Origin of the sequence: Streptomyces sp. NRRL S-37, assembly GCF_000721605.1 — a bacterium.
In the GTDB taxonomy this organism is placed as follows: domain Bacteria; phylum Actinomycetota; class Actinomycetes; order Streptomycetales; family Streptomycetaceae; genus Streptomyces.
Window position 1 is genome coordinate 1 of sequence record NZ_JOIZ01000011.1, and the last position, 20,274, is coordinate 20,274.

Below are 20,274 nucleotides of genomic sequence, written 5' to 3' on the forward strand. Positions count from 1 at the left end.
GCTGCACTGGACCCGCCGGATGATCGAGATCCGCAAGCAGAACCCGGCGTTCGGCCTCGGCTCCTACACCGAGCTGCCCTCCTCCAACCCGGCCGTGCTCGCCTTCCTGCGCGAGTACGAGGACGACCTGGTGCTCTGCGTCAACAACTTCTCCCGCTTCTCCCAGCCCACCGAGCTGGACCTGCGCGAGTTCGACGGACGGCACCCGGTCGAGCTGTTCGGCGGGGTGCGCTTCCCGGCCGTCGGCGAACTGCCGTACCTGCTGACCCTCGGGGGCCACGGCTTCTACTGGTTCCGGCTCACCCGAGTCGCGTCCCGCATCGGCCGACGACTGTGAGCGTGTGCCGGGGAGAGGAGGCGTCACCATGACGAAGACCGCGTTCCTGCGGCCGCGAAGCGCGCCCGCCGAGCCCATGGAGTCGCTCACCGGGCTGTTGCGCGAGTGGCTGCCGCTGCAGCGCTGGTTCGCCGGCAAGGACCGGCCCGTCACCGACCTCGGTGTGCTGTCGATGACGGAGCTGTTCCCGGGCTGTCTGCACATGCTGGTGCACGCCGGTCACGGAGGCGTGCCCGCTCCCGGCGGCACTCCCCCGGCCGGTGACTGCTACCAGCTCCTCCTCGGCGTACGGGAGCACCCCTCGCCGCGGCTCGGCAAGGCGCTCATCGGCAGGGTGGCGGACGGCCGGCTGGCCGGGCTGACGGTCTACGACGCCCTGCACGACCCGCGCGCCGCCCAGCTGCTCCTGGAGCGGCTGCGCCACCCCGGCACGGCGGGCCCGCTGCGGTTCGAGTGCGACGGGTGCCGGCAGGTACCCGCCGGACTGGTGCCGCGCCTGATGACCGCCGAGCAGTCCAACTCCTCGCTGGTGTACGGCGACGAGTACATCCTGAAGGTGTTCCGGCGCGTCCAGCCCGGTGTCAACCCGGATCTGGAGGTGCCCGGGGCGCTGGCCCGGCAGGGCTGCCGCCGGGTGCCCGCCCCGGTGGCCTGGCTGCGCACCACGCACCCGTTCAACGCGACGCTCGGCGTGCTCCAGCCGTATCTGCGCGACGCCTCCGACGGCTGGACGCTGGCCCTCGAAGCGCTCGCCTCCGGTGACGACTTCACCGCGCAGTCGCATGCGCTGGGCCGGGCCACGGCGGACGTGCACCTCGCGCTGTCCACGGCGTTCCCGATCGGCGCGCCCGGCGAGAACGGGCGGACGGCGGCGGCGATGACCGAGCGGCTGACCGCCGCGGCGCACGCCGTCCCCGCGCTCCAGCCGTTCGTGCCGGGGCTGCGGGCGGCCTTCGCCGCCCTGACCACCTGCGACGCCGGGCCGCCCGCCCAGCGCGTCCACGGCGACCTGCACCTGGGGCAGGTGCTGCGGGCGGGGCGCGAGTGGTTCGTCATCGACTTCGAGGGCGAGCCGTCCCGGCCGCTCTCCGAACGGCGCAGCGCCCACTCCCCCGTGCGGGACATCGCCGGGATGCTGCGCTCCTTCGACTACGCCGCCCGCCAGCGCCGCCCCTGGCGCCCGGAGTGGGCGCGCCGCTGCCGTGAGGCCTACTGCGCGGGCTACGCCGCCCGCGCCGGCTGGGACCCGCGCAAGAAGCACGGCCTGCTCCGCGCCTACGAGACGGACCGGGCCGTGTACGAGGTGCTGTACGAGGCCCGGCACCGACCCGACTGGCTGCCCGTACCCATGGCGGCGATCGAGCGCCTCGCCGTGAGAGGAGACTGAAGCCGTGGCCCTGCGTGACACCCACCTTCCCGAGTCGGCCGGGCCCGTCCCGTCCGCCGCCGCGCCCCCCGGCGCCGCGCCCGCCCTCGACCCGGCCGACCGGGGGCGCCTGCTGGCGGGCGCCCACCACGATCCGCACGCGCTGCTCGGCGCCCATCCGGTGCCCGGCGGGATCGCCTTCCGGGCGCTGCGTCCCTTCGCCCGTGAGGTGTGCGTGGTCGTCGACGGCGCCCGCACCCCGCTGGTGTCGGAGGGCGACGGCCTGTTCTCCGGCGTGCTGCCGCTGGACGCGATCCCCGCGTACACGCTGACGGTGGCCTACGGCGACGACGAGGCCGTCGAGACGCACGACCCGTACCGGTTCCTGCCCGCCCTCGGCGAGTTCGACCTGCACCTGATCGGTGAGGGCCGGCACGAGGAGCTGTGGACGGCGCTCGGCGCGCACCCCATGACCCACCAGGGCGTCACCGGCACCCGCTTCACGGTGTGGGCGCCCAACGCGCAGGGGGTGAGGGTCGCCGCCGACTTCACCCACTGGGACGGCACGGCGTTCCCGATGCGCTCGCTGGGCTCGTCCGGGGTGTGGGAGCTGTTCCTGCCCGGTGTCGGTGAGGGCACCTGCTACAAGTTCGAGCTCTGCTCGCGCTACGGCCACCGGTTCCTCAAGGCCGACCCGATGGCGCGGCGCACGGAGGCGCCGCCGAACACGGCGTCCGTCGTGACGGCCTCGCACTACGAGTGGGGCGACGCCGACTGGTTCGCGCGGCGGGCGGCGACGCCCGTGCACGAGGCGCCGTTCTCCGTCTACGAGGTGCACCTGCCGTCCTGGCGGCCGGGACTGACGTACCGCGAACTCGCCGAACAGCTCCCGGCCTACGTCAAGGACCTCGGCTTCACCCACGTGGAGCTGATGCCGGTCGCCGAGCACCCCTTCGGGCCGTCCTGGGGCTACCAGGTCACCGGGTTCTACGCGCCGACCGCGCGCCTGGGCGCCCCGGACGACTTCAAGTACCTGGTCGACGCGCTGCACCGGGCCGGCATCGGCGTGATCATGGACTGGGTGCCGGCGCACTTCCCGAAGGACGACTGGGCGCTGGCCCGGTTCGACGGGGACCCGCTGTACGAGCCCGGGGACTCCCGGCGCGCGGAGCACCCCGACTGGGGGACGTACACCTTCGACTTCGCCCGTACCGAGGTGCGCAACTTCCTGGTCGCGAACGCCGTCTACTGGTGCCAGGAGTTCCACATCGACGGGCTGCGGGTGGACGCGGTGGCCTCCATGCTCTACCTGGACTACTCGCGCGAGGACGGCGGCTGGGAGCCGAACGCGTACGGCGGCCGGGAGGACCTGGCGGCGATGGCGTTCCTCCAGGAGATGAACGCCACCGTCTACCGGCGCTGCCCCGGGGTGGTGACCATCGCGGAGGAGTCCACGGCGTGGGGCGGGGTGACCCGGCCCACCGACACCGGCGGCCTCGGGTTCGGCTTCAAGTGGAACATGGGCTGGATGCACGACTCGCTGGAGTACGTCTCCCACGAGCCGGTGCACCGCAAGTACCACCACCACGAGATGACGTTCGCGATGGTGTACGCCTACAGCGAGAACTACGTGCTGCCCGTCTCGCACGACGAGGTGGTGCACGGCAAGCAGGCGCTGGTGTCGAAGATGCCGGGCGACTGGTGGCAGCGGCGGGCGAACGTGCGGGCCTACCTCGGTTTCATGTGGGCCCACCCCGGCAAGCAACTGCTGTTCATGGGGCAGGAGTTCGCGCAGGGCGCCGAGTGGTCCGAGAAGACCGGACCGGAGTGGTGGCTGCTCGACGACGGGTACCACTCCGCGGGCGACCACCGCGGGGTGCGGGACCTGGTGCGCGACCTCAACACCCGCTACCGGGCGACCCCGGCGCTGTGGCAGCGCGACACCGACCCGTCCGGCTTCCGCTGGGTGGCGGTCGACGCGGCCGACGACAACGTCTTCGCGTTCCTGCGGTACGACGCCGGGGGCCGGCCGCTGCTCGCGGTGTCGAACTTCTCCCCCGTGGTCCGGCACGACTACGCCCTCGGCGTCGGTGACGACGTCGTCGCCTGGCAGGAGGTCCTCAACACCGACGCCGCGCACTACGGCGGCGGGGACGTCACGAACCCGGATCCGGTCAAGCCCGAGGACGGCACCGTACGGCTCACGCTGCCGCCGCTCGCGACGATGTGGCTGGCACCGGCCGTCCTGTGAGAGTCCGGCCGCGCCGCCAGGTGTCCGAGGCCCTCACCGGGGCATTCGGGGTCGTACGGCCGAGGGCTTCTCGGCGTCACGGCAGGTCACAGAAGGGCGGCACCAAGTGCGCACCGTCGGAGTGGAGGAGGAGCTCCTCCTGGTCGATCCGGAGAGCGGCGAACCACGGGCGATGTCCGCGGCGGTACTCGCCCGCGCCGCCCGGGACGGCGCGGAACAGGACGTCTTCGAGAAGGAACTGCACGAGCAGATGCTGGAGTTCGCCACGCATCCGCAGTCCTCGATGGAGAGCCTGCACGCGGAGATCGTCCGCTGCCGCGAGGAGGCCGCCGGGCACGCCGGGAAGATCGGCTGCACCGTCGCCGCCCTCGCCACCTCGCCGCTGCCGGTCAGTCCGGCCATCGGCGTCAACCGGCGCTACCGGTGGATGGAGGAGCAGTACGGCATCGCCACCCGGGAACAGCTCGTCATGGGCTGCCACGTCCATGTGTCCGTGGAGTCCGACGAGGAGGGCGTCGGGGTCGTGGACCGGCTGCGCCCCTGGCTGACGGTGCTGGCGGCGCTGAGCGCGAACTCTCCGTTCTGGCAGGGCAAGGAGACGGGGTACAACAGCTACCGCAGCCGGGTCTGGCAGCGCTGGCCGTCCGCCGGTCCGACCGAGACGTTCGGCTCGGCCGAGCGCTACCACCGGCGGGTCGCCGACATGGTGGCCACCGGCGTCATCCTCGACGAGAAGATGGCCTACTTCGACGCCCGGCTGTCCGAGCGGTACCCGACGGTGGAGATCCGCGTCTCCGACGTCTGTCTGCACGCGGAGACGGCGGCGCTGATCGCCACCCTCACCCGTGCGCTGGTGGAGACCGCGGCACGCGAGTGGCGGGCCGGCCGGGAACCGGTGGACCCCGGCGTCAGCCTGCTCCGGCTGGCCGCCTGGCAGGCGGCCCGGGCGGGACTGACGGGCGAGCTGCTCCACCCGGAGACCATGCGTCGCGCGCCGGCCGAGACGGTCGTGCGCGCCCTCCTCGACCACACCACCGAGGCCCTGGAGGCCACCGGCGACCTGGAGCGCGCCCGCGAGGGCTGCGCCCGGCTGCTGCGCGACGGCAACGGGGCGCAGGTGCAGCGCGCCCTGCTGGAACGCACGGGGAGCCTGCGGGAGGTCGTCACGGAGTGCGTACGGCACACCCAGGGGGCGGGGCGTACACGGTCCGCTTCCCGCGGGTAGGGGGCGTCAGACGATGAGGATGATGGCGTAGACCAGGAAGAACGCCGCGATCAGTGCCACGAGGACGAGGATCGCGGTCATCGGGCCCTTGGACCAGCCCTTGGCGGGGTTGTGCGTCTCCCGGGGGCCCGCCTCGGGCATGCTGCTCTCCGCGGGCGGGGTCTCGCCCGGGGGGACGCCGCCGCCCGGTTCGAGGCCTGTGCTGCGTTCCGGATCGGGATCTGGGTTGACGTAACTCATGCCGTCCGGGTCCCCCGAAAGCGCCGAGATCATCAGTGCGGACACACTTGTCGCGATCCCGGCGCGCGGGCGCTCCGGCTCGGCTACATTCAGGCACCGCCGATGACGGTGCCCATCGGCCGAGTCACCGTCCGTACACGTCAGGAGCAGTGCATGCGCGACCTCGCTCTCGCTCCCCCGTCCGCCTCGCCCCTGGCCGGCGGCCTCGCCGACAGCCTCTTCGAGACGGCGGCCGAGAGCCCCGCCCTGCCGATGCTCGCCCACCGCGCCGGCCCGGCCTCCGTCACCTGGGAGCGGATCACCGCCCTCGAGTTCCGCGACCAGGTGGTCGCCCTGGCCAAGGGCCTGGTGGCGTCCGGGATCTCGCCCGGCGCGCGGGTGGCGATCATGGCGCGCACCCGCTACGAGTGGACCCTCCTGGGCCACGCCCTGTGGACGGTGGGCGCCGAGGTCGTGCCCATCTACCCGACCTCCTCGCGCGAGCAGGTGGAGTGGATCCTGCGGGACTCCGGCTGTGCGGCCGTGCTGGTGGAGGACGAGCAGGGCGTGATGACCGTCGGGTCCGTGTGCGCCGCGCTGCCGGCGCTGCGGCACGTGTGGCAGCTGGACGCGGGCGCGCTGGACCAGTTGGCGGCGCGCGGCGAGTTCATCCCGGCGGCCACGGTCGACTCGATGCGCCGCATCGTCCTGCCGGACTCCACGGCGGTCGTCGCCTACACCTCCGGCACGTCCGGCCACGCCATGGGCTGCGCGCTGAGCCACCGCGGCCTGGCCTTCATGAGCGACACCCTGCTGGCGGGCTGGGGCCACGTCGCGGCGCCCCCCGGCGAGCAGGCCGCCGTCCTCGCCTTCCTGCCCTTCTCCCACGTCTACGGTCTGATGATCCAGGTGCTGTGCGTGCGCGGCGGGCTGCTGATGGGGCACGAACCCGACATCGGCGCGGAGTCCCTGTCCTCGGCCCTGCGCACCTTCCGGCCCACCTATCTGTACGCCGTCCCGTCGCTGCTGGAGAAGATCTACAAGAACTTCCTGCGCTCGGCACAGCTCTCGGGCCGCGGCGCCCTGTTCGAGCGGGCGGCCGGCACGGCACAGGACTTCGCCGCCGCGCTGGAGCGGCAGCGGCTGGGCCTGGGCTCCGGGCCGGGCCTCGACCTGCGGCTGCAGCACGCCCTGTACGAGCGCACGGTCTACCGCAGGCTGCGGGCCACGCTGGGCGGCCGGGTGCTGCGGGGCACCTCCGGGGGGTCGACGCTCCACCGCGACCTCTCCCTCTTCTACGAGGGGATCGGCGTCTACATCCACGACGGCTACGGGCTCACCGAGACCAGCGGCGGGATCACGATGCAGCCGTTCGGGCGGGAGAAGTCCGGCACCGTGGGACAGGCGCTGCCGGGCACCGGGATACGGGTGGCCGACGACGGGGAGATCCTGGTGCGCGGGCCGTCGGTGTTCCAGGGGTACGTGGGTGACGAGGCCGCCACCCGGGCGGTGCTGCGCGGCGGCTGGCTGGCCACGGGTGATCTGGGCCGGCTGGACGCCGAGGGCTATCTCACGATCACCGGCCGCAAGAAGGACATCATCATCACGAGCAGCGGCAAGAGCGTGGCGCCGGCGGCCCTGGAGCAGCGGCTGCGGATGCACCCGCTGGTCCACCAGGCCGTCGTCGTGGGCGACAACCGGCCGTGTGTGGGTGCCCTGATCACGCTGGACCCGGAGTTCGTCAACGACTGGCGGGCCGCGCTGTCCCTGCCGGGCGACGCGCCGGCCCGGGAGGCGCGGGAGGAGAACGCGCTGCGCGAGGAGATCGCGCGGGCGGTCGCCGCGGCCAACAGCAGCGTGTCGCGCTCGGAGTCGATCCGGGTGTTCCGGGTGCTGCCCGAGCCGTTCGACGTGACCAACGGGCTGCTGACGCCGTCGATGAAGCTGCGCCGGGACGAGATCGTGCGGCACTACGCGCTGGAGATCGACGCGATGTACCACTCCCGGACGCGCCCGGGACGGACACCGGCCGTGGACGAGTCGTACGCCTGGGACGACTCCGACGACGTCTTCCGCTGACCGCCCGGGGGCCGGGACCTGTCCGGTCCTCCCCGCCGTCCGCCCCCGCGCGCGCCCGGTCCGGGCGTGGACGAAGCGTGCGGCCGCACGGCGCCGGGCGTCGCGGGGCGGGCGTCGTCGGGCAGGTTCCCGAACCGTTTCCGGCCGGTGACGGGTTTGTCACCGGCCGGGCACGGGCATGCGGGCGCGTAGGCTCCGCCCGCACGGGAACCCGCGGTTCGAGGGGGCGCAGACACGAGGACGACCGCCCCGCGACGACGGGGCCTGGAAGGCGAGATGGCACGCGAGCCGCATAGGGACAGGACACTGGCTGCCGAGGACATCACGAGCCGCACCGCCAGCTTCCCGGGGGAGCTGCACGATGTGACGGACGCACGCCTGGTCGCGGAGGAGTTCCTCTTCGACCTGGCCCGTGCGTCCGCACCGTCGGCTCCGGAACACTGGGACGACATACTCCTGGTGGTCACGGAGCTGGCCGCCAACGCGGTGCAGTACGCGCCGGGCCCGTTCCAGCTCCGTCTGCGCAGAACGTTCGACGGGGTGCACGTGGTGATGCACGACACCAGCACCACCGAGCCCTCCCCTCGGCCCTTCCACCCCCACCGCGGCGGCGGCGGGATCGGCTGGCACCTGATCCACACGCTGTGCGACCAGGTCAGCGTCGTCAGCGACGACCACGGCAAGGACATCCACGTCTTCCTGCCCTGGTGAACCGGGGCCGGCGCGTCACGCGGGGGGCCGGCCGTGTCCCGTGGTGCGGCCCCCGGCGTCCCGGCGCGCGGTGTTCACCCGGTGGGGCTCTCGCGCGCCGGCAGCCGGTGATAGTAGTCACCGACCGCGGTGAGATAGGCGGGATCCATGGTCTCGCTGTCGGTGCGGAACCGGGGCGCCGCCTTCACCTCGGCTCTGGTGCAGGCCAGCGTCACCTGGCGTTCCCCCGCGTGGACGGCCGCGACGACGCCGACCGGCACCAGAAGGCTGCTGCCGAACACCCACACCCCGGTGTCGACGACGAGGTGCCGCATGCCGTGGTGGTCGGCCTGCCGGTCCACATGGCCGATGGTGCCGTCGCTCGCCACGACGGTGTAGTCCGTGAGGTCCTGTCCCTGGACCTGGCCCAGGTCCGGCGCGTACGACCAGATGCTGTCGATGGGCACTGCTCCTTGCCTCCCCGATGACGACGGATCCCCTGGGCGTCGCCCAGCTCCACAGCAGCAGATACCCGTCAGGCGCGCGCGCATTCGAAAGGCGCGGACCGGAACCGCGCGCCGGCGCCACGAGACCTCACGCGCCGCGGGAAACTCGAACAAGTACCCCTCATGGGCCGGGACATGCACGCGATCCCGGATTTTCCCGGATCGATTCCCGCGGCGGTGCCGCGCTTTGTTCCGCACCCGCGACGTGGGTTAGCCTTCGGCGTATTTTCTCGTCGCGCACATCCGTGAACAGCGGAAACGCGCACTGACGCTGGCCGGAACGAGGGTGCGCATGACCAGCAAGAGCACCGAGGGGACCGAGGTGGCACCGGGGGACCAGGAGCTGAGACGGCTCCTGGCGGGGCTGACGGCCGTACGGGACGGGGACTTCGGCACCCGGCTGCCGGACGACGCGGACGGCCTCATGGGGGACATCGCCAAGGTCTTCAACGGGATGGTGGACCAACTGTCGGTGTTCACCTCGGAGGTGACCCGGGTGGCCCGCGAGGTCGGCACCGAGGGGGCGCTGGGCGGCCAGGCGCAGGTGCCGGGGGTCTCGGGCACCTGGGCCGACCTGACGGACTCGGTGAACGCCATGGCGGGCAACCTCACCGCGCAGGTCCGCAACGTCGCCCAGGTGACGACGGCGGTCGCCAAGGGCGACCTGTCGCAGAAGATCACCGTGGACGCCCGCGGCGAGATCCTCGAACTCAAGAACACCATCAACACGATGGTCGACCGCAACATCGCGCTGGTGGCGACGGCGGTCGCCAAGGGCGACCTGTCGCAGAAGATCACCGTGGACGCCCGCGGCGAGATCCTCGAACTCAAGAACACCATCAACACGATGGTCGACCTCGCCCAGGTCGCCTCCGCGGTGGGCCGGGGCGACCTGTCGCAGCGGATCAGGGTCGAGGCGGCCGGGGAGGTCGGGGCGCTGGCCGACGTCATCAACACCATGGTCGACACGCTGTCGGCCTTCGCCGACGAGGTCACCCGCGTCGCCCGCGAGGTCGGCACCGAGGGCCGCCTCGGCGGACAGGCGCACGTGCCGCATGTCGCGGGCACCTGGAAGGACCTCACCGACAACGTCAACTCCATGGCCAACAACCTCACCGGCCAGGTGCGCAACATCGCGCTGGTGACGACCGCCGTGGCCCGCGGCGACCTGTCCAAGAAGATCGACGTCGACGCGCGCGGCGAGATCCTGGAGCTGAAGACGACCATCAACACGATGGTCGACCAGCTCTCCGCCTTCGCCGACGAGGTCACCCGCGTCGCCCGCGAGGTCGGCACCGAGGGCCGCCTCGGCGGACAGGCGGAGGTCGAGGGCGTCTCCGGCATGTGGAAGCGGCTCACGGAGAACGTCAACGAGCTGGCGGGCAACCTCACCCGGCAGGTCCGGGCGATCGCCGAGGTCACGAGCGCGGTCGCCGAGGGCGACCTGACCCGCTCCGTCAACGTGGAGGCCTCCGGCGAGGTCGCCGAGCTCAAGGACAACATCAACGCGATGGTGGAGTCCCTGCGCGAGACCACCCGGGCCAACCAGGAGCAGGACTGGCTCAAGACCAACCTCGCCCGGGTCTCCGGCCTGATGCAGGGCCACCGCGACCTGTCCGTGGTCGCCGAGCTGATCATGGACGAGCTGGTGCCGCTGGTGTCGGCCCAGTACGGCGCCTTCTATCTCGCGGAGGACGGCGACGGCGGCCCCGAGCTGCGGCTCGTCGGCTCCTACGGCTACCCCGACGACGACGGCCGGCCCACCCGGATCGCCTTCGGCCGCACCCTGGTCGGCCAGGCCGCGCGCAGCCGCCGCACCATCACGGTGGACGAGCTGCCGCCGGACTACGTCACCATCTCCTCCGGGCTGGGGCGGGTGGTGCCGACCGCGCTGGTGCTGCTGCCCATCGTGGTCGAGGGCCAGGTCCTCGGCGTGATCGAGCTGGCGTCGGTGACCCCGTTCACCCAGATCCACCAGGACTTCCTGACCCAGCTGATGGAGACCATCGGCGTCAACGTCAACACCATCGTGGCCAACGCCCGTACCGACGAGCTGCTCGTCGAGTCGCAGCGGCTCACCGCCGAACTGCAGGAGCGCTCGGCGGAGTTGCAGAGCCAGCAGGAGGAACTCCAGCACTCCAACGCGGAACTGGAGGACAAGGCGGCGCTGCTCGCGGAGCAGAACCGGGACATCGAGGCGAAGAACCTCCAGATCGAGCAGGCCCGGCAGGAGCTGGAGGCGCGGGCCCAGCAGCTGTCGCTGGCGTCGAAGTACAAGTCGGAGTTCCTGGCGAACATGAGCCACGAGCTGCGCACCCCGCTCAACAGCCTGCTGATCCTGGCCCAGTTGCTCGCGCAGAACCCTTCGCGCAACCTCAGCCCGAAGCAGGTCGAGTACGCGCAGATCATCCACTCGGCCGGCTCGGACCTGCTGCAGCTGATCAACGACATCCTCGACCTGTCCAAGGTCGAGGCCGGGAAGATGGACGTCAGCCCCGAGCGGGTGGAGCTGCGGCGGCTCATCGAGTACGTCGAGGCCACCTTCCGGCCGATGACGATGCAGAAGAGCCTGGACTTCACCGTGACGACGGCGCCCGGCGCGCCGGCCGACCTGCTCACCGACGACTCGCGGCTGCGGCAGGTGCTGCGCAATCTGCTGTCCAACGCGGTCAAGTTCACCGAGCGGGGCGGCGTGGAACTGCGGATCGAGCCCGCGCCGGACGACGAGGTCCCCAGCGGTGTGCTGCGGGGCGGGCCCGTGGTGGCCTTCCGGGTGCGGGACACCGGCGTGGGCATTCCCGAGCAGCACCTGGAGGCGATCTTCGGCGCCTTCCAGCAGGCGGACGGCACGACGAGCCGCAAGTACGGCGGCACCGGACTCGGTCTGTCCATCACCCGGGAGATCGCGCATCTGCTGGGCGGTGCGGTGACGGTGGACAGCGTCGCGGGCCAGGGCAGCACGTTCACCCTGTTCCTGCCCGTGGCCCGGCCGGACTTCGAGGAGCTGCTGCGGCCCGTCGTGGTCCCGGACGGGGAGCGGGGCGAGGCCCTGCCGGAGGTGCCGGCCCGGCAGCCGGCGGCGATCGAGACGGGGGCGTCGTCCGGCCGGCGTCCGCGGCGGCTGCTCGTCGTGGAGGAGCGGCCCCGGGGTCTGCTGACCCTGGTCGCGGAGAGCGTGGTCCAGGACGTCGCGCACGGCGACGGCGCCTCCCGGCCGTCGGTCGACATCCTCACCGCCGTGGGCGCCCAGGAGGCGGCCGGCGCGCTGGCCGCCGATCCGTGCCACTGCGTGGTGCTGGAGCTCGGCACGGCCCAGGAGGAGGTCACCCGGTTCCTGGAGGCGTTGCGGGGCGACTCCGCCCTGGCGAGCGTGCCGGTGCTGGTGCACAGCGGCCACCGGGTGGACGCGGCGGTCGAGGAGGAGCTGCGCTCCCGTGCCGAGGGCACCGCGCTGGAGTTCCTGTCCAGCCTCGACGAGCTGCGCGAACGCATCGCCCTGCACCTCTCCGCGGAGGAACCCGGCGACGTGCTGTCGCTGGTGCGGTCCGACGAGCCGCAGCGGCCGGCGCCGCAGACCGTGGTGGACGACGCGTTCTCCGGCCGTACGATCCTCGTCGTCGACGACGACGCGCGCAATCTCTTCGCGCTCAGCGGGATCCTGGAGCTGCACGGCTTCCGGGTGCTGCACGCGGAGAACGGCCGCAAGGGCATCGAGAGACTGGTGGACAACCCGGACGTGGCGCTCGTGCTGATGGACGTGATGATGCCGGAACTGGACGGCTACGCCGCCACGGCCGAGATCCGCACCATGCCGCAGTACGCCGAGCTGCCCATCATCGCCGTCACCGCGAAGGCGATGCCCGGGGACCGGGAGAAGAGCCTCGCCTCGGGAGCCAGCGACTACGTCACCAAACCGGTCGACACCCAGGACCTGATCGCCTGCGTCCGCCGCTGGCTGCCGGCATGAGCGCCGGGGAGCAGGGCGAACGGCTCGACGGGTTCCGGCTCGAGCGGCCGTCGGCCGGACCCGCCGGGGTGTCCGCGGACTCGCCCGTGGGCAGGCTGGCGGCCACCGTGGACCGGCTCAGCCGGGAGGTGCGGGCCGCGCAGGCCGAGGCCGAGGGCCGGGCGCTGATCGAACTCGCCAAGGGCATCCTCGTCGAACGTCTGGGGTGCGGTCCCTCGCAGGCCGCCCGCCAGCTCGCCGAGCTGACCGAGCAGGCCGGGACGACGCAGCTCGAGTTCGCGGTCGAGGTCATCAACCAGGCCGCCCGGGACCGGATGTCCGAGGTGACGGACGCCTTCCTGGCCGCCACCCGGGCCGCCGGGGAGGCGGGGCAGGACCCCGCCGCCGTACGGCTGCGCGCGGCCGAGAGCGGGGCGCTGGCGGCGGACGACACCCAGGCCGTGGCCGAGTCCCTGCTGGCGCAGGCGCTGCGTCCGCTGGGCGCGGTGGCGGTGGCGATCTGGGCGGTCGGCGCCGACGGATCACTCACCCTGGCGGGCAGCGCCGGGTTCTCCCCCGCGGAGGCGGCGCGCTGGTGCTACGTACCGCCGGACGTGGCGACGGTCGCCCGGTGCGGCCTCGCGGAGCGCGACGGCCTGTGGATCACGTCGCTGGCCGAGCGGGGTCTGCCCAGCGTCGGCCGGCACCACCATCCGGACGGCGGCAGGGCGGCCCTGCCCGCCGGCACGGGGGGCCGTGTGTACGGCGTGCTGGAGATCGTCTGGCCGGCTCCGCTGCCCGAGCAGCCGCCGCAGATCGTGCGCCAGGTGGAGGCCCTGGCGGAGCTGTGCGCGCACACCCTGGAGACGTACACGGCGCCGGACGGCCCGGACCGGCGGCCCCGGATGCTGCCGGACGCCGCGGAGCTGATGGACCTGGCCGACGGGCTGTACGACCCGGCTCTCGTCCTGGTGCCGCACCTGGACGCCCAGGGGAACCTGCTGGACTTCCGCATCCAGCACGTCAACAGCCGTTTCCTGGACCCGGCGGGCCGGCCGCGCGCCATGGTCAGCGGCGCGCTGCTCCTGGAGGCCTACCCCATGGCCGCCGGGAACAGCGAGCTGTTCCAGCGGATCGAACGGGTGTACGCCACGGGGGAGCCGTTCCGTGCCCGGCGCATGAACCTGACCGCCCTCGTCGACCAGGTGCCGCTGTCGTCGGTCGCCGACATCAGTGTCAGCCGGCACGGCTCCGGCATCCTGTTCATCTGGCGGATCGAGGACGAGACGGCCCGCCTGGCGAGCCTGCTCCAGCACGCCCAGCGGCTCGGCCGGATCGGCGGCTTCGAGGAGAACCTGCTGACCGGGGAGATCACCTGGAACGGGCAGCTCTTCGACCTGTACGGGCGTCCCGAGTCCAGTCCGCCGGTGCCGCTGGAGGAGCTGCCGGCGCACGCCCACCCGGACGACGCCGTCACCATCGGCCGCTTCCTGCGCACGCTGCTGCACCACCGGCGCCCGGCGTCGGCCGCCTTCCGGCTGCAGCGCCCCGACGGGGTGACCCGGCACATCCGGGTCGTCGCCGAGCCGGTCCTGGACACCGACGGCCGGCTGCTCACCACCCGCGGCGCCTACCAGGACATCTCCGCCCAGCACTGGACGGAGGTGGCGCTGGCGGCCACCCGCGACCAGCTCGCGCACACCGAGCAGCAGGCCAGCGAGCGCGACCGGCTGGCGCTGCAGCTGCAGCGCGCCATCATGCCGCCCACCCAGGCGCCGCTGCAGCTGCCCGACCTCGACGTGGCCGTCCGCTACCGGCCGGCGGAGGCCGAGCAGCTGGTGGGCGGCGACTGGTACGACGCCGTGGTGCTGCCGTCCCGGCTGGTGCTGCTGTGCGTGGGCGACGTCGCCGGCCACGGCATAGAGGCGGCGACCAGCATGGTCGTCCTGCGCAACGCGCTGCGCGGCCTCGCGGTCACCGGGGCGGGCCCCGGTCAGTTGCTGTCCTGGCTGAACATCGTGACGCACCACCTGACGGGCGGCGTCACCGCCACCGCGGTGTGCGGCCTGTACGACCCGGAGTCCCGCACGCTGCGGTGGGCCCGGGCGGGCCATCTGCCGCCGGTGCTGGTGCGGGGCTCCGAGGCCGCTCCGCTGCCGCTGGTGCGCGGAATGCTGCTCGGTGCCGTACCGGAGGCGGCGTACGAGGAGGCGGAGGTACGGCTGGCCGCCGAGGACAACCTGCTGATGTACACGGACGGTCTGATCGAGCGCCGGGACCGCAGTGTGGAGGAGTCCCTGACCCATCTGCTCACCACCGCCGCCTCGGCCCCGGACACGCTCGACCAGCGGCTGGACCGGCTGCTCACGTACAGCAGGTCGGACACAGACGACGACACCTGCATCGTGGGCATCCGGGTCGGCTGAGGAGGGTGCCCCGGCCGGCCGTACCGGCCGAGGCATGACCCGGCGATTCGGGGGTACGCGCGGCTGCGCGACCAAGAGCTTGATCACCTTGTTGGAGGTACTCGTGCCCATTGCCCAGGAACCGTTGTCCGTCGAGGTGACCCTGCCCCGGGAGGACGTGGCGCTGCTCACCGTGGAGGGATACCTGGACGTCGACACGGCGACCGAGTTCCAGCACCACCTGGCGAACCAGCTCCATCACGGCCGCCGGCACTTCCTGCTCGACCTGTCGGCGGTCCCCTTCATGGACTCGTCCGGCATGAACATCATCCTCCGGGTCTACCAGGAGGCCCGTGAGCTGCCGGGGAGCGTGCACATCATCTCCCCCACCTCCGCGGTGCGCCGCATCCTGGACCTGACGGGGGTGAGCATCACCGTGCCCGTCTCGGAGAGCGTCGACGAGGCGCTGGAGCGCGTGGACGGGCTGCCGTCGGCCCCGGCCGAACCGGAGGCCTGAACACGGTCCGCGGGGTCCGGCGCGGACGGCGCCTGAACCCGGTCACAGGGCCATCCGGACAAGGGCGCGTCGCGGTCCCGGCGCCGGGACGCGGTGCGGCACGACGACGACGAGGAGAACAAACAGGTGCCGGAGCACGAAGCGGGCGGAGCACCCGGAACACCGGCGCACGAGGTCAGGGACTTCCTGCGGCGCCGGCGCGAGCAGATCGCCCAGCGGTGGGCGGACGAGCCCCTGTTCCGTACGGTGTTCACGGTCTCGCGCGACGAGGCGGTGGAGGCGGGGAAGGCGGTCGTCGACGCGCTGGCCCAGGTCGCCGACGCGCAACGGGTCGAGGACCCGGACGCCGCGGGCTTCACGGCGGTGCGCGAGCAACTGGCGCGGATGGGGGCGGCCCGCTCCCGCGCCGGGCTGTCGGCCACGCAGGTGGCGAGCGAGCTGGCGGCGCTGCGGCCACCGGTGGAGAACCTCCTGATCGCCGATCTGGAGCAGGCCCCGCCCGAGGAACTGCGGGAGTGCTCGACCACGCTGAGCGTGCTCATGGGAACGCTGCGTCTGGTGGCCATGCAGACGGCGCTGAGCGAGATACAGGCGCTCACCGACCGGCAGCGGCTGCAGCTCCTCGAGGTGGCGACGCCGGTGATCAAGCTGTGGGACGGCATCGTGGCGGTGCCGCTGATCGGGACGCTGGACAGCGCCCGCAGCCAGGTGGTGATGGAGACCCTGCTGAACGCGGTCGTCGAGCAGCACGCCCGGTTCGCGATCCTCGACATCACCGGTGTGCCGACGGTCGACTCCCTGGTGGCGCAGCACCTGATGAAGACGGTCGCCGCGGCCCGGCTGATGGGCGCGGAGTGCGTGGTGTCCGGCATCCGTCCGGCGATCGCGCAGACCATCGTGCACCTCGGTCTGGACCTCGGCACGGTGAAGACGCGGGCGAGCCTCGCCGACGCGCTCGGGTACTGCCTGCACGAGCTGGGGACGAACATCGTGCACGCGGCCCCCGGCGGAGCGGGCCGGCGGTGAACGAGGGGTTCGCCCGCCCGGTCGCGGGACATGTGCCGGTCCTCAGGCTCGGTGACGTTCTGCTGGTCACCCTCCAGGGAGACCTGTACGACAGCACGGCGCACCAGCTCCAGCAGGACCTCTCCGAGACGATCACCCGCAGCGGGGCCACGGGAGTGGTCATCGACATCTCCGGGGTGGAGATCGTCGACTCCTTCCTCGGGCGGGTGCTGGCCGAGACCGCGGCGCAGACCGAGCTGCTGGCCGCGCGCACCGTGGTGGCCGGCATGCGGCCCGCGGTCGCCATCACCCTGGTGGAGCTGGGTCTGACGCTGCCGGGGCTGCGGACCGCGCTCACCACCGAGGCGGCGATGGAGCTTCTCGCGCAACCCGTCGCGCCGCCGCGTCCCGGCGGCGTGCGCGAGGAGAGTCCGTGATGTCCACCGCCGCGGGCGTCGAGGCCCGCCTGCCCATCCGGTCGGACCTGGACCTGGTGTGGGTACGTCAGCATGTGCGGCAGGCCGCCGCCCGGCTCGGCTTCGGTCTGGTGGACCAGACGAAACTGGTGACCGCCGCCAGCGAGCTGGCCCGCAACACCCTGGTGCACGGCGGGGGCGGCCTGATGGAGGCGTCGCACGTCACCACCGGCGGGGCCGACGGGCTGCGGCTGGCCTTCAGCGACTCGGGCCCCGGCATCCCCGACCTCGACCGGGCGCTCAGCGACGGCTACACCTCCGGCGGCGGGCTGGGAATGGGGCTGGGCGGCGCCCGGCGCCTGGTGCACGACTTCGAGATCGAGAGCGTCCCGGGATCGGGGACCACGGTGCGGGTGACCTCGTGGGTGACCCGGCCGCCGCGCCCGCGTGAGGACGTCTGATGCCCCGCGTCCGGTACGTGCCGGTGCAGGACCCGACCCGGGTGCGCGACGTCCGGGTCGCGGCGGAGGAGGCCGCGGCGACGGCCGGGCTCGACGAGCGGCGTACCGCCGCCGCGGCGCTGGTGGCGACCGAGCTCGCCACCAACCTCCTCAAGCACGCGCAGGCGGGAGAGGTCCTCGTCGACGTCGTGGATCCGCCGGTACCGGTCGAGGGCCGGCCGGAACGGGTCGTGCAGATCATCACGATCGACCACGGGCCGGGCATTCCCGATGTGGACGGTGCGCTGCGGGACGGGTTCTCCACCGCCGGCTCGCTCGGCGCGGGCCTCGGCACCTGCCGGCGCCTGGCCGACGGCTTCGCCCTGCACAGCGTCCTCGGCCGGGGCACCGTGGCGGTGGCCCGCATCGGCTCCGCCGCCGGTGAGGGCTCCGCCGGGGCCCCCGGTGTGCGCGTCGGCGGGGTGAACGTCCCGTTCGCCGGGGCGGACTTCTCGGGGGACGCCTGGGCCTGGGTCAGGTCCGGTGACCGGCTGACCCTGATGCTGGCCGACGGTCTCGGCCACGGGAGCGAGGCGGCGCGTGCCTCGACCGCCGCCGTCGAGGAGCTGCGCCACCGGGCCGGGCTCCCGCCCGCCGAGTGCCTGCCGAGGCTCCACACGGCGCTGGCCGGCACCCGGGGCGCGGCCGTCGCCGTGGCGCAGCTCGACACCTGGGCCGGGCGGCTGCGCTTCGCGGGCATCGGCAATGTGACGGCCCGGCTGCGGGAAGGCGACCGCTGGCGGACCCTGCTGTCCCGGCCCGGCATCGTCGGGGCGCACCGGCCGGGCACCGTGCGCGAGGAGGAGGTCGCCTGGACCCCGGAGAGCCTGCTGATCCTGCACACCGACGGTCTCCCCGGCCGCTGGACGCCGCCCCCGGACACGGGGCTGCCGCCGGCCGATCCGGCCGTGACGGCCGCCGTGGCCGTCCGGGACGCCGGGAGTCCGGCGCGCCCGGTACGGGACGACACCGCCGTGGCCGTGCTGGCCCCCGTCCCGCCGGACCGCCCATGACGCACACCTGGCGGATCCGGACCGTCACGGACGCGGCCCGCGCCCGGATCGCCGTGGCCCGGCTGGCGGCGGCGCACGGGGTGCCCACCGTCGAACGCGCCCGGCTGGCCGCGGAGCTCAGCGGCCGGTTGCGGCAGTGCCTCACCAAGGGCGGCGTCTGGGTGCTCACCCTGGACGTCCCCGGCCCGTCCGCCGGGGCGGGGACGCTGCACGCCGCGGTGGTGCCGGCCCCCGGCGCGGGTGCCGACGGCCGCGCCCCGTGGACGGTGACCGTCCCGTGCCCCGAGCCGGGCCGGTCCTCCGACGCCGGCCCGGTGCCGGAGGATCCGGCCGGTCTGTCCGAGGCGCTGCTGGGCGCCGACGAGGACACGGCCGTGGTACTGGACAAGCTCGCCGAGCAGGAGGAACTGGTCGCCTTCCACCGGGAGGAGCTGCACCAGACCAACCAGGGCGTCCTGGCGCTGCACGCCGAGCTGGACGCGGCGGGACGCGCGCAGCGGGAGGCGTTCGCCGCCGAGCGCCGGGCGCGCGAGGAGGCGGAGAACGCGCGCCGCAGGCTGACGTTCCTGGCGGACGCGAGCGCCGTGCTGAACGCCTCGCTCAATCACGACGAGATCGTGCGCCGGCTGCCGGAACTGCTGGTGCCGCGGTACGCCCGCAGCGTCGACATATGGCTGTTCGACCACGAGGACGACCAGTACCGGCCCACGTCCCACCCGCGCGCGGCGGTCCGCGCGGCCCGCACCGGGCGCCCCCAGTACGCGGCCGGTCACCCCGGCGGCCTGCCCGGGGTGGACGACCAGCCCCCGTCCGCCCTGGATCCCGGCCGGCCGCTGCTGTGCGTCCCGCTGCTGACCCGCCGGGCGCCGCTGGGGGTACTGACGCTGTCGCCGCCCGGTGAGCGCTGGGACCCGGACGACGCCGTGATGCTGATCGAGCTCGCCCGGCGGGCCGGCACCGCCATCGACAACGCCCGCCGCTTCGAGCACAACCGTGACATCGCCGAGACGCTGCAGCGCGCCCTGCTCACCGACCTGCCGGCGACGCCGGGCCTCAGCCTGGCCGCGCGCTATCTCCCCGCCACGCACGGGCTGAACATCGGCGGCGACTGGTACGACGCCTTCCGGCAGCGCGACGGCGGTCTGATCACCGTCATCGGCGATGTGACCGGGCACGGGCTGCACGCGGCGGTGATGATGAGCCAGCTGCGCACCGCGCTGCGCGCCTACGCCGTCGACGGCGACGGCCCCGGCCGGCTGCTGACCCGGCTGCACGGGTATCTGCGCCATCTCCAGCCCGATCTGTTCGCCACGGCGGTCATCGCCCGGTTCCATCCGGACGGGCACACGCTGACGTGGGCCGCCGCCGGTCATCCGCCGCCGGTGCTGCGGCTGCCCGACGGGCGGGTGCGCACCCTGGACGCCAAGCCCGGCGCGATGCTCGGCATCCCGCTGGAACAGGACATCGCCGACCACACCGAGCGGCTGCCGCCCGGTTCGACGCTCGCGCTCTACACGGACGGGCTGGTGGAGCGGCGCGCCCAGGGCATCGACCCGGGCATCGAGCGGCTCGCGGCGGCCCTGGGTTCGTTCGGTCCGGCGGAGCTGGACGCGGATCTGGAGGACTCGGCGGACCGGATCCTGCGCCCCCTGCTGAGCGACTCCGAGCGCGACGACGACGTCTGTCTGCTCCTGTGCCACCTGCGCGGCTGAACCGGCCGCCGGTCCCCTTCCCGGTGCGCTCCGGCGAAGCTGCGGGCATCGTGGTGCCGAACAGGGGCACGCGTCAGTTGTCGATGT

At 73.2% G+C, this 20,274-nt stretch carries 16 protein-coding genes; 14 read left to right on the forward strand and 2 right to left on the reverse strand.

Translation table 11 applies throughout. The features are described 5' to 3' along the window. From IH50_RS0117490 to IH50_RS0117505, 4 genes are all read left to right on the forward strand, one after another. The coding region (locus tag IH50_RS0117490) for an alpha-glucosidase C-terminal domain-containing protein (protein WP_030862485.1) at positions 1 to 337 on the forward strand (337 nt) is incomplete at its 5' end. A 28-nt stretch (positions 338 to 365) separates the two neighbouring features. After that, entirely contained in the window at positions 366 to 1,724 is a 1,359-nt protein-coding gene (locus IH50_RS0117495; RefSeq protein ID WP_030862487.1) for a maltokinase N-terminal cap-like domain-containing protein, read from the forward strand. Positions 1,725 to 1,728: 4 nt separating this feature from the next. Next, entirely contained in the window at positions 1,729 to 3,954 is a 2,226-nt protein-coding gene (glgB, locus tag IH50_RS0117500; RefSeq protein WP_030862489.1) for a 1,4-alpha-glucan branching enzyme, read from the forward strand. Positions 3,955 to 4,060: 106 nt separating this feature from the next. Further along, complete coding sequence (locus IH50_RS0117505; protein WP_030862491.1) at positions 4,061 to 5,179, forward strand: glutamate--cysteine ligase; 1,119 nt, start codon at positions 4,061 to 4,063, stop codon at positions 5,177 to 5,179. 6 nt (positions 5,180 to 5,185) lie between these two features. On the opposite strand, the gene IH50_RS0117510 is transcribed toward IH50_RS0117505, so the two are convergent. Further along, entirely contained in the window at positions 5,186 to 5,419 is a 234-nt protein-coding gene (locus IH50_RS0117510) for a DUF6480 family protein (RefSeq protein ID WP_030862493.1), read from the reverse strand. Positions 5,420 to 5,572: 153 nt separating this feature from the next. Here IH50_RS0117510 and IH50_RS0117515 point away from each other — a divergent pair, with 153 nt between their 5' ends. Further along, positions 5,573 to 7,477 (forward strand): AMP-dependent synthetase/ligase, encoded by a 1,905-nt coding sequence (locus IH50_RS0117515; protein WP_030862494.1) that lies wholly within the window; start codon positions 5,573 to 5,575, stop codon positions 7,475 to 7,477. Between the two features lie 276 nt (positions 7,478 to 7,753). After that, positions 7,754 to 8,188 (forward strand): ATP-binding protein, encoded by a 435-nt coding sequence (locus tag IH50_RS0117520; RefSeq protein ID WP_030862495.1) that lies wholly within the window; start codon positions 7,754 to 7,756, stop codon positions 8,186 to 8,188. 74 nt (positions 8,189 to 8,262) lie between these two features. Here IH50_RS0117520 and IH50_RS0117525 read toward each other — a convergent pair whose 3' ends face one another. Continuing rightward, complete coding sequence (locus IH50_RS0117525) at positions 8,263 to 8,634, reverse strand: hypothetical protein (RefSeq protein ID WP_030862496.1); 372 nt, start codon at positions 8,632 to 8,634, stop codon at positions 8,263 to 8,265. A gap of 331 nt (positions 8,635 to 8,965) precedes the next feature. Here IH50_RS0117525 and IH50_RS0117530 point away from each other — a divergent pair, with 331 nt between their 5' ends. From IH50_RS0117530 to IH50_RS0117565, 8 genes are all read left to right on the forward strand, one after another. Next, positions 8,966 to 12,640, forward strand: coding sequence for a HAMP domain-containing protein (locus IH50_RS0117530; RefSeq protein WP_030862497.1), 3,675 nt, complete (start codon positions 8,966 to 8,968; stop codon positions 12,638 to 12,640). Further along, positions 12,637 to 15,045, forward strand: a complete 2,409-nt coding sequence (locus tag IH50_RS0117535) for a SpoIIE family protein phosphatase (protein ID WP_030862498.1) — start codon at positions 12,637 to 12,639, stop codon at positions 15,043 to 15,045. Before IH50_RS0117530 ends, IH50_RS0117535 begins: the two co-directional genes overlap by 4 nt. Before the next feature lie 103 nt (positions 15,046 to 15,148). Beyond that, positions 15,149 to 15,541: an STAS domain-containing protein gene (locus IH50_RS0117540; RefSeq protein ID WP_030862499.1), complete on the forward strand. Its 393-nt coding sequence runs from the start codon at positions 15,149 to 15,151 to the stop codon at positions 15,539 to 15,541. 126 nt (positions 15,542 to 15,667) lie between these two features. Beyond that, complete coding sequence (locus tag IH50_RS0117545) at positions 15,668 to 16,567, forward strand: STAS domain-containing protein (protein ID WP_030862505.1); 900 nt, start codon at positions 15,668 to 15,670, stop codon at positions 16,565 to 16,567. Further along, positions 16,564 to 16,983, forward strand: a complete 420-nt coding sequence (locus IH50_RS0117550) for an STAS domain-containing protein (protein ID WP_030862507.1) — start codon at positions 16,564 to 16,566, stop codon at positions 16,981 to 16,983. The genes IH50_RS0117545 and IH50_RS0117550 overlap by 4 nt, the downstream gene beginning before the upstream one ends. Then, positions 16,983 to 17,423 (forward strand): anti-sigma regulatory factor, encoded by a 441-nt coding sequence (locus IH50_RS0117555; RefSeq protein ID WP_030862510.1) that lies wholly within the window; start codon positions 16,983 to 16,985, stop codon positions 17,421 to 17,423. The genes IH50_RS0117550 and IH50_RS0117555 overlap by 1 nt, the downstream gene beginning before the upstream one ends. Then, positions 17,423 to 18,475, forward strand: coding sequence for an ATP-binding SpoIIE family protein phosphatase (locus IH50_RS0117560; RefSeq protein WP_030862513.1), 1,053 nt, complete (start codon positions 17,423 to 17,425; stop codon positions 18,473 to 18,475). Before IH50_RS0117555 ends, IH50_RS0117560 begins: the two co-directional genes overlap by 1 nt. Continuing rightward, positions 18,472 to 20,187, forward strand: coding sequence for a PP2C family protein-serine/threonine phosphatase (locus tag IH50_RS0117565; RefSeq protein ID WP_030862515.1), 1,716 nt, complete (start codon positions 18,472 to 18,474; stop codon positions 20,185 to 20,187). Before IH50_RS0117560 ends, IH50_RS0117565 begins: the two co-directional genes overlap by 4 nt. Positions 20,188 to 20,274: the final 87 nt, after the last annotated feature.

What these genes read in the sequence shown, in the direction of transcription:
- IH50_RS0117495 (WP_030862487.1), top strand. Translation starts at nt 366, where the DNA reads ATGACGAAGACCGCGTTCCTGCGGCCGCGAAGCGCGCCCGCCGAGCCC.
- IH50_RS0117510 (WP_030862493.1), bottom strand. Translation starts at nt 5,419, where the DNA reads ATGAGTTACGTCAACCCAGATCCCGATCCGGAACGCAGCACAGGCCTC.
- IH50_RS0117515 (WP_030862494.1), top strand. Translation starts at nt 5,573, where the DNA reads ATGCGCGACCTCGCTCTCGCTCCCCCGTCCGCCTCGCCCCTGGCCGGC.
- IH50_RS0117520 (WP_030862495.1), top strand. Translation starts at nt 7,754, where the DNA reads ATGGCACGCGAGCCGCATAGGGACAGGACACTGGCTGCCGAGGACATC.
- IH50_RS0117530 (WP_030862497.1), top strand. Translation starts at nt 8,966, where the DNA reads ATGACCAGCAAGAGCACCGAGGGGACCGAGGTGGCACCGGGGGACCAG.
- IH50_RS0117535 (WP_030862498.1), top strand. Translation starts at nt 12,637, where the DNA reads ATGAGCGCCGGGGAGCAGGGCGAACGGCTCGACGGGTTCCGGCTCGAG.
- IH50_RS0117555 (WP_030862510.1), top strand. Translation starts at nt 16,983, where the DNA reads ATGTCCACCGCCGCGGGCGTCGAGGCCCGCCTGCCCATCCGGTCGGAC.
- IH50_RS0117560 (WP_030862513.1), top strand. Translation starts at nt 17,423, where the DNA reads ATGCCCCGCGTCCGGTACGTGCCGGTGCAGGACCCGACCCGGGTGCGC.
- IH50_RS0117565 (WP_030862515.1), top strand. Translation starts at nt 18,472, where the DNA reads ATGACGCACACCTGGCGGATCCGGACCGTCACGGACGCGGCCCGCGCC.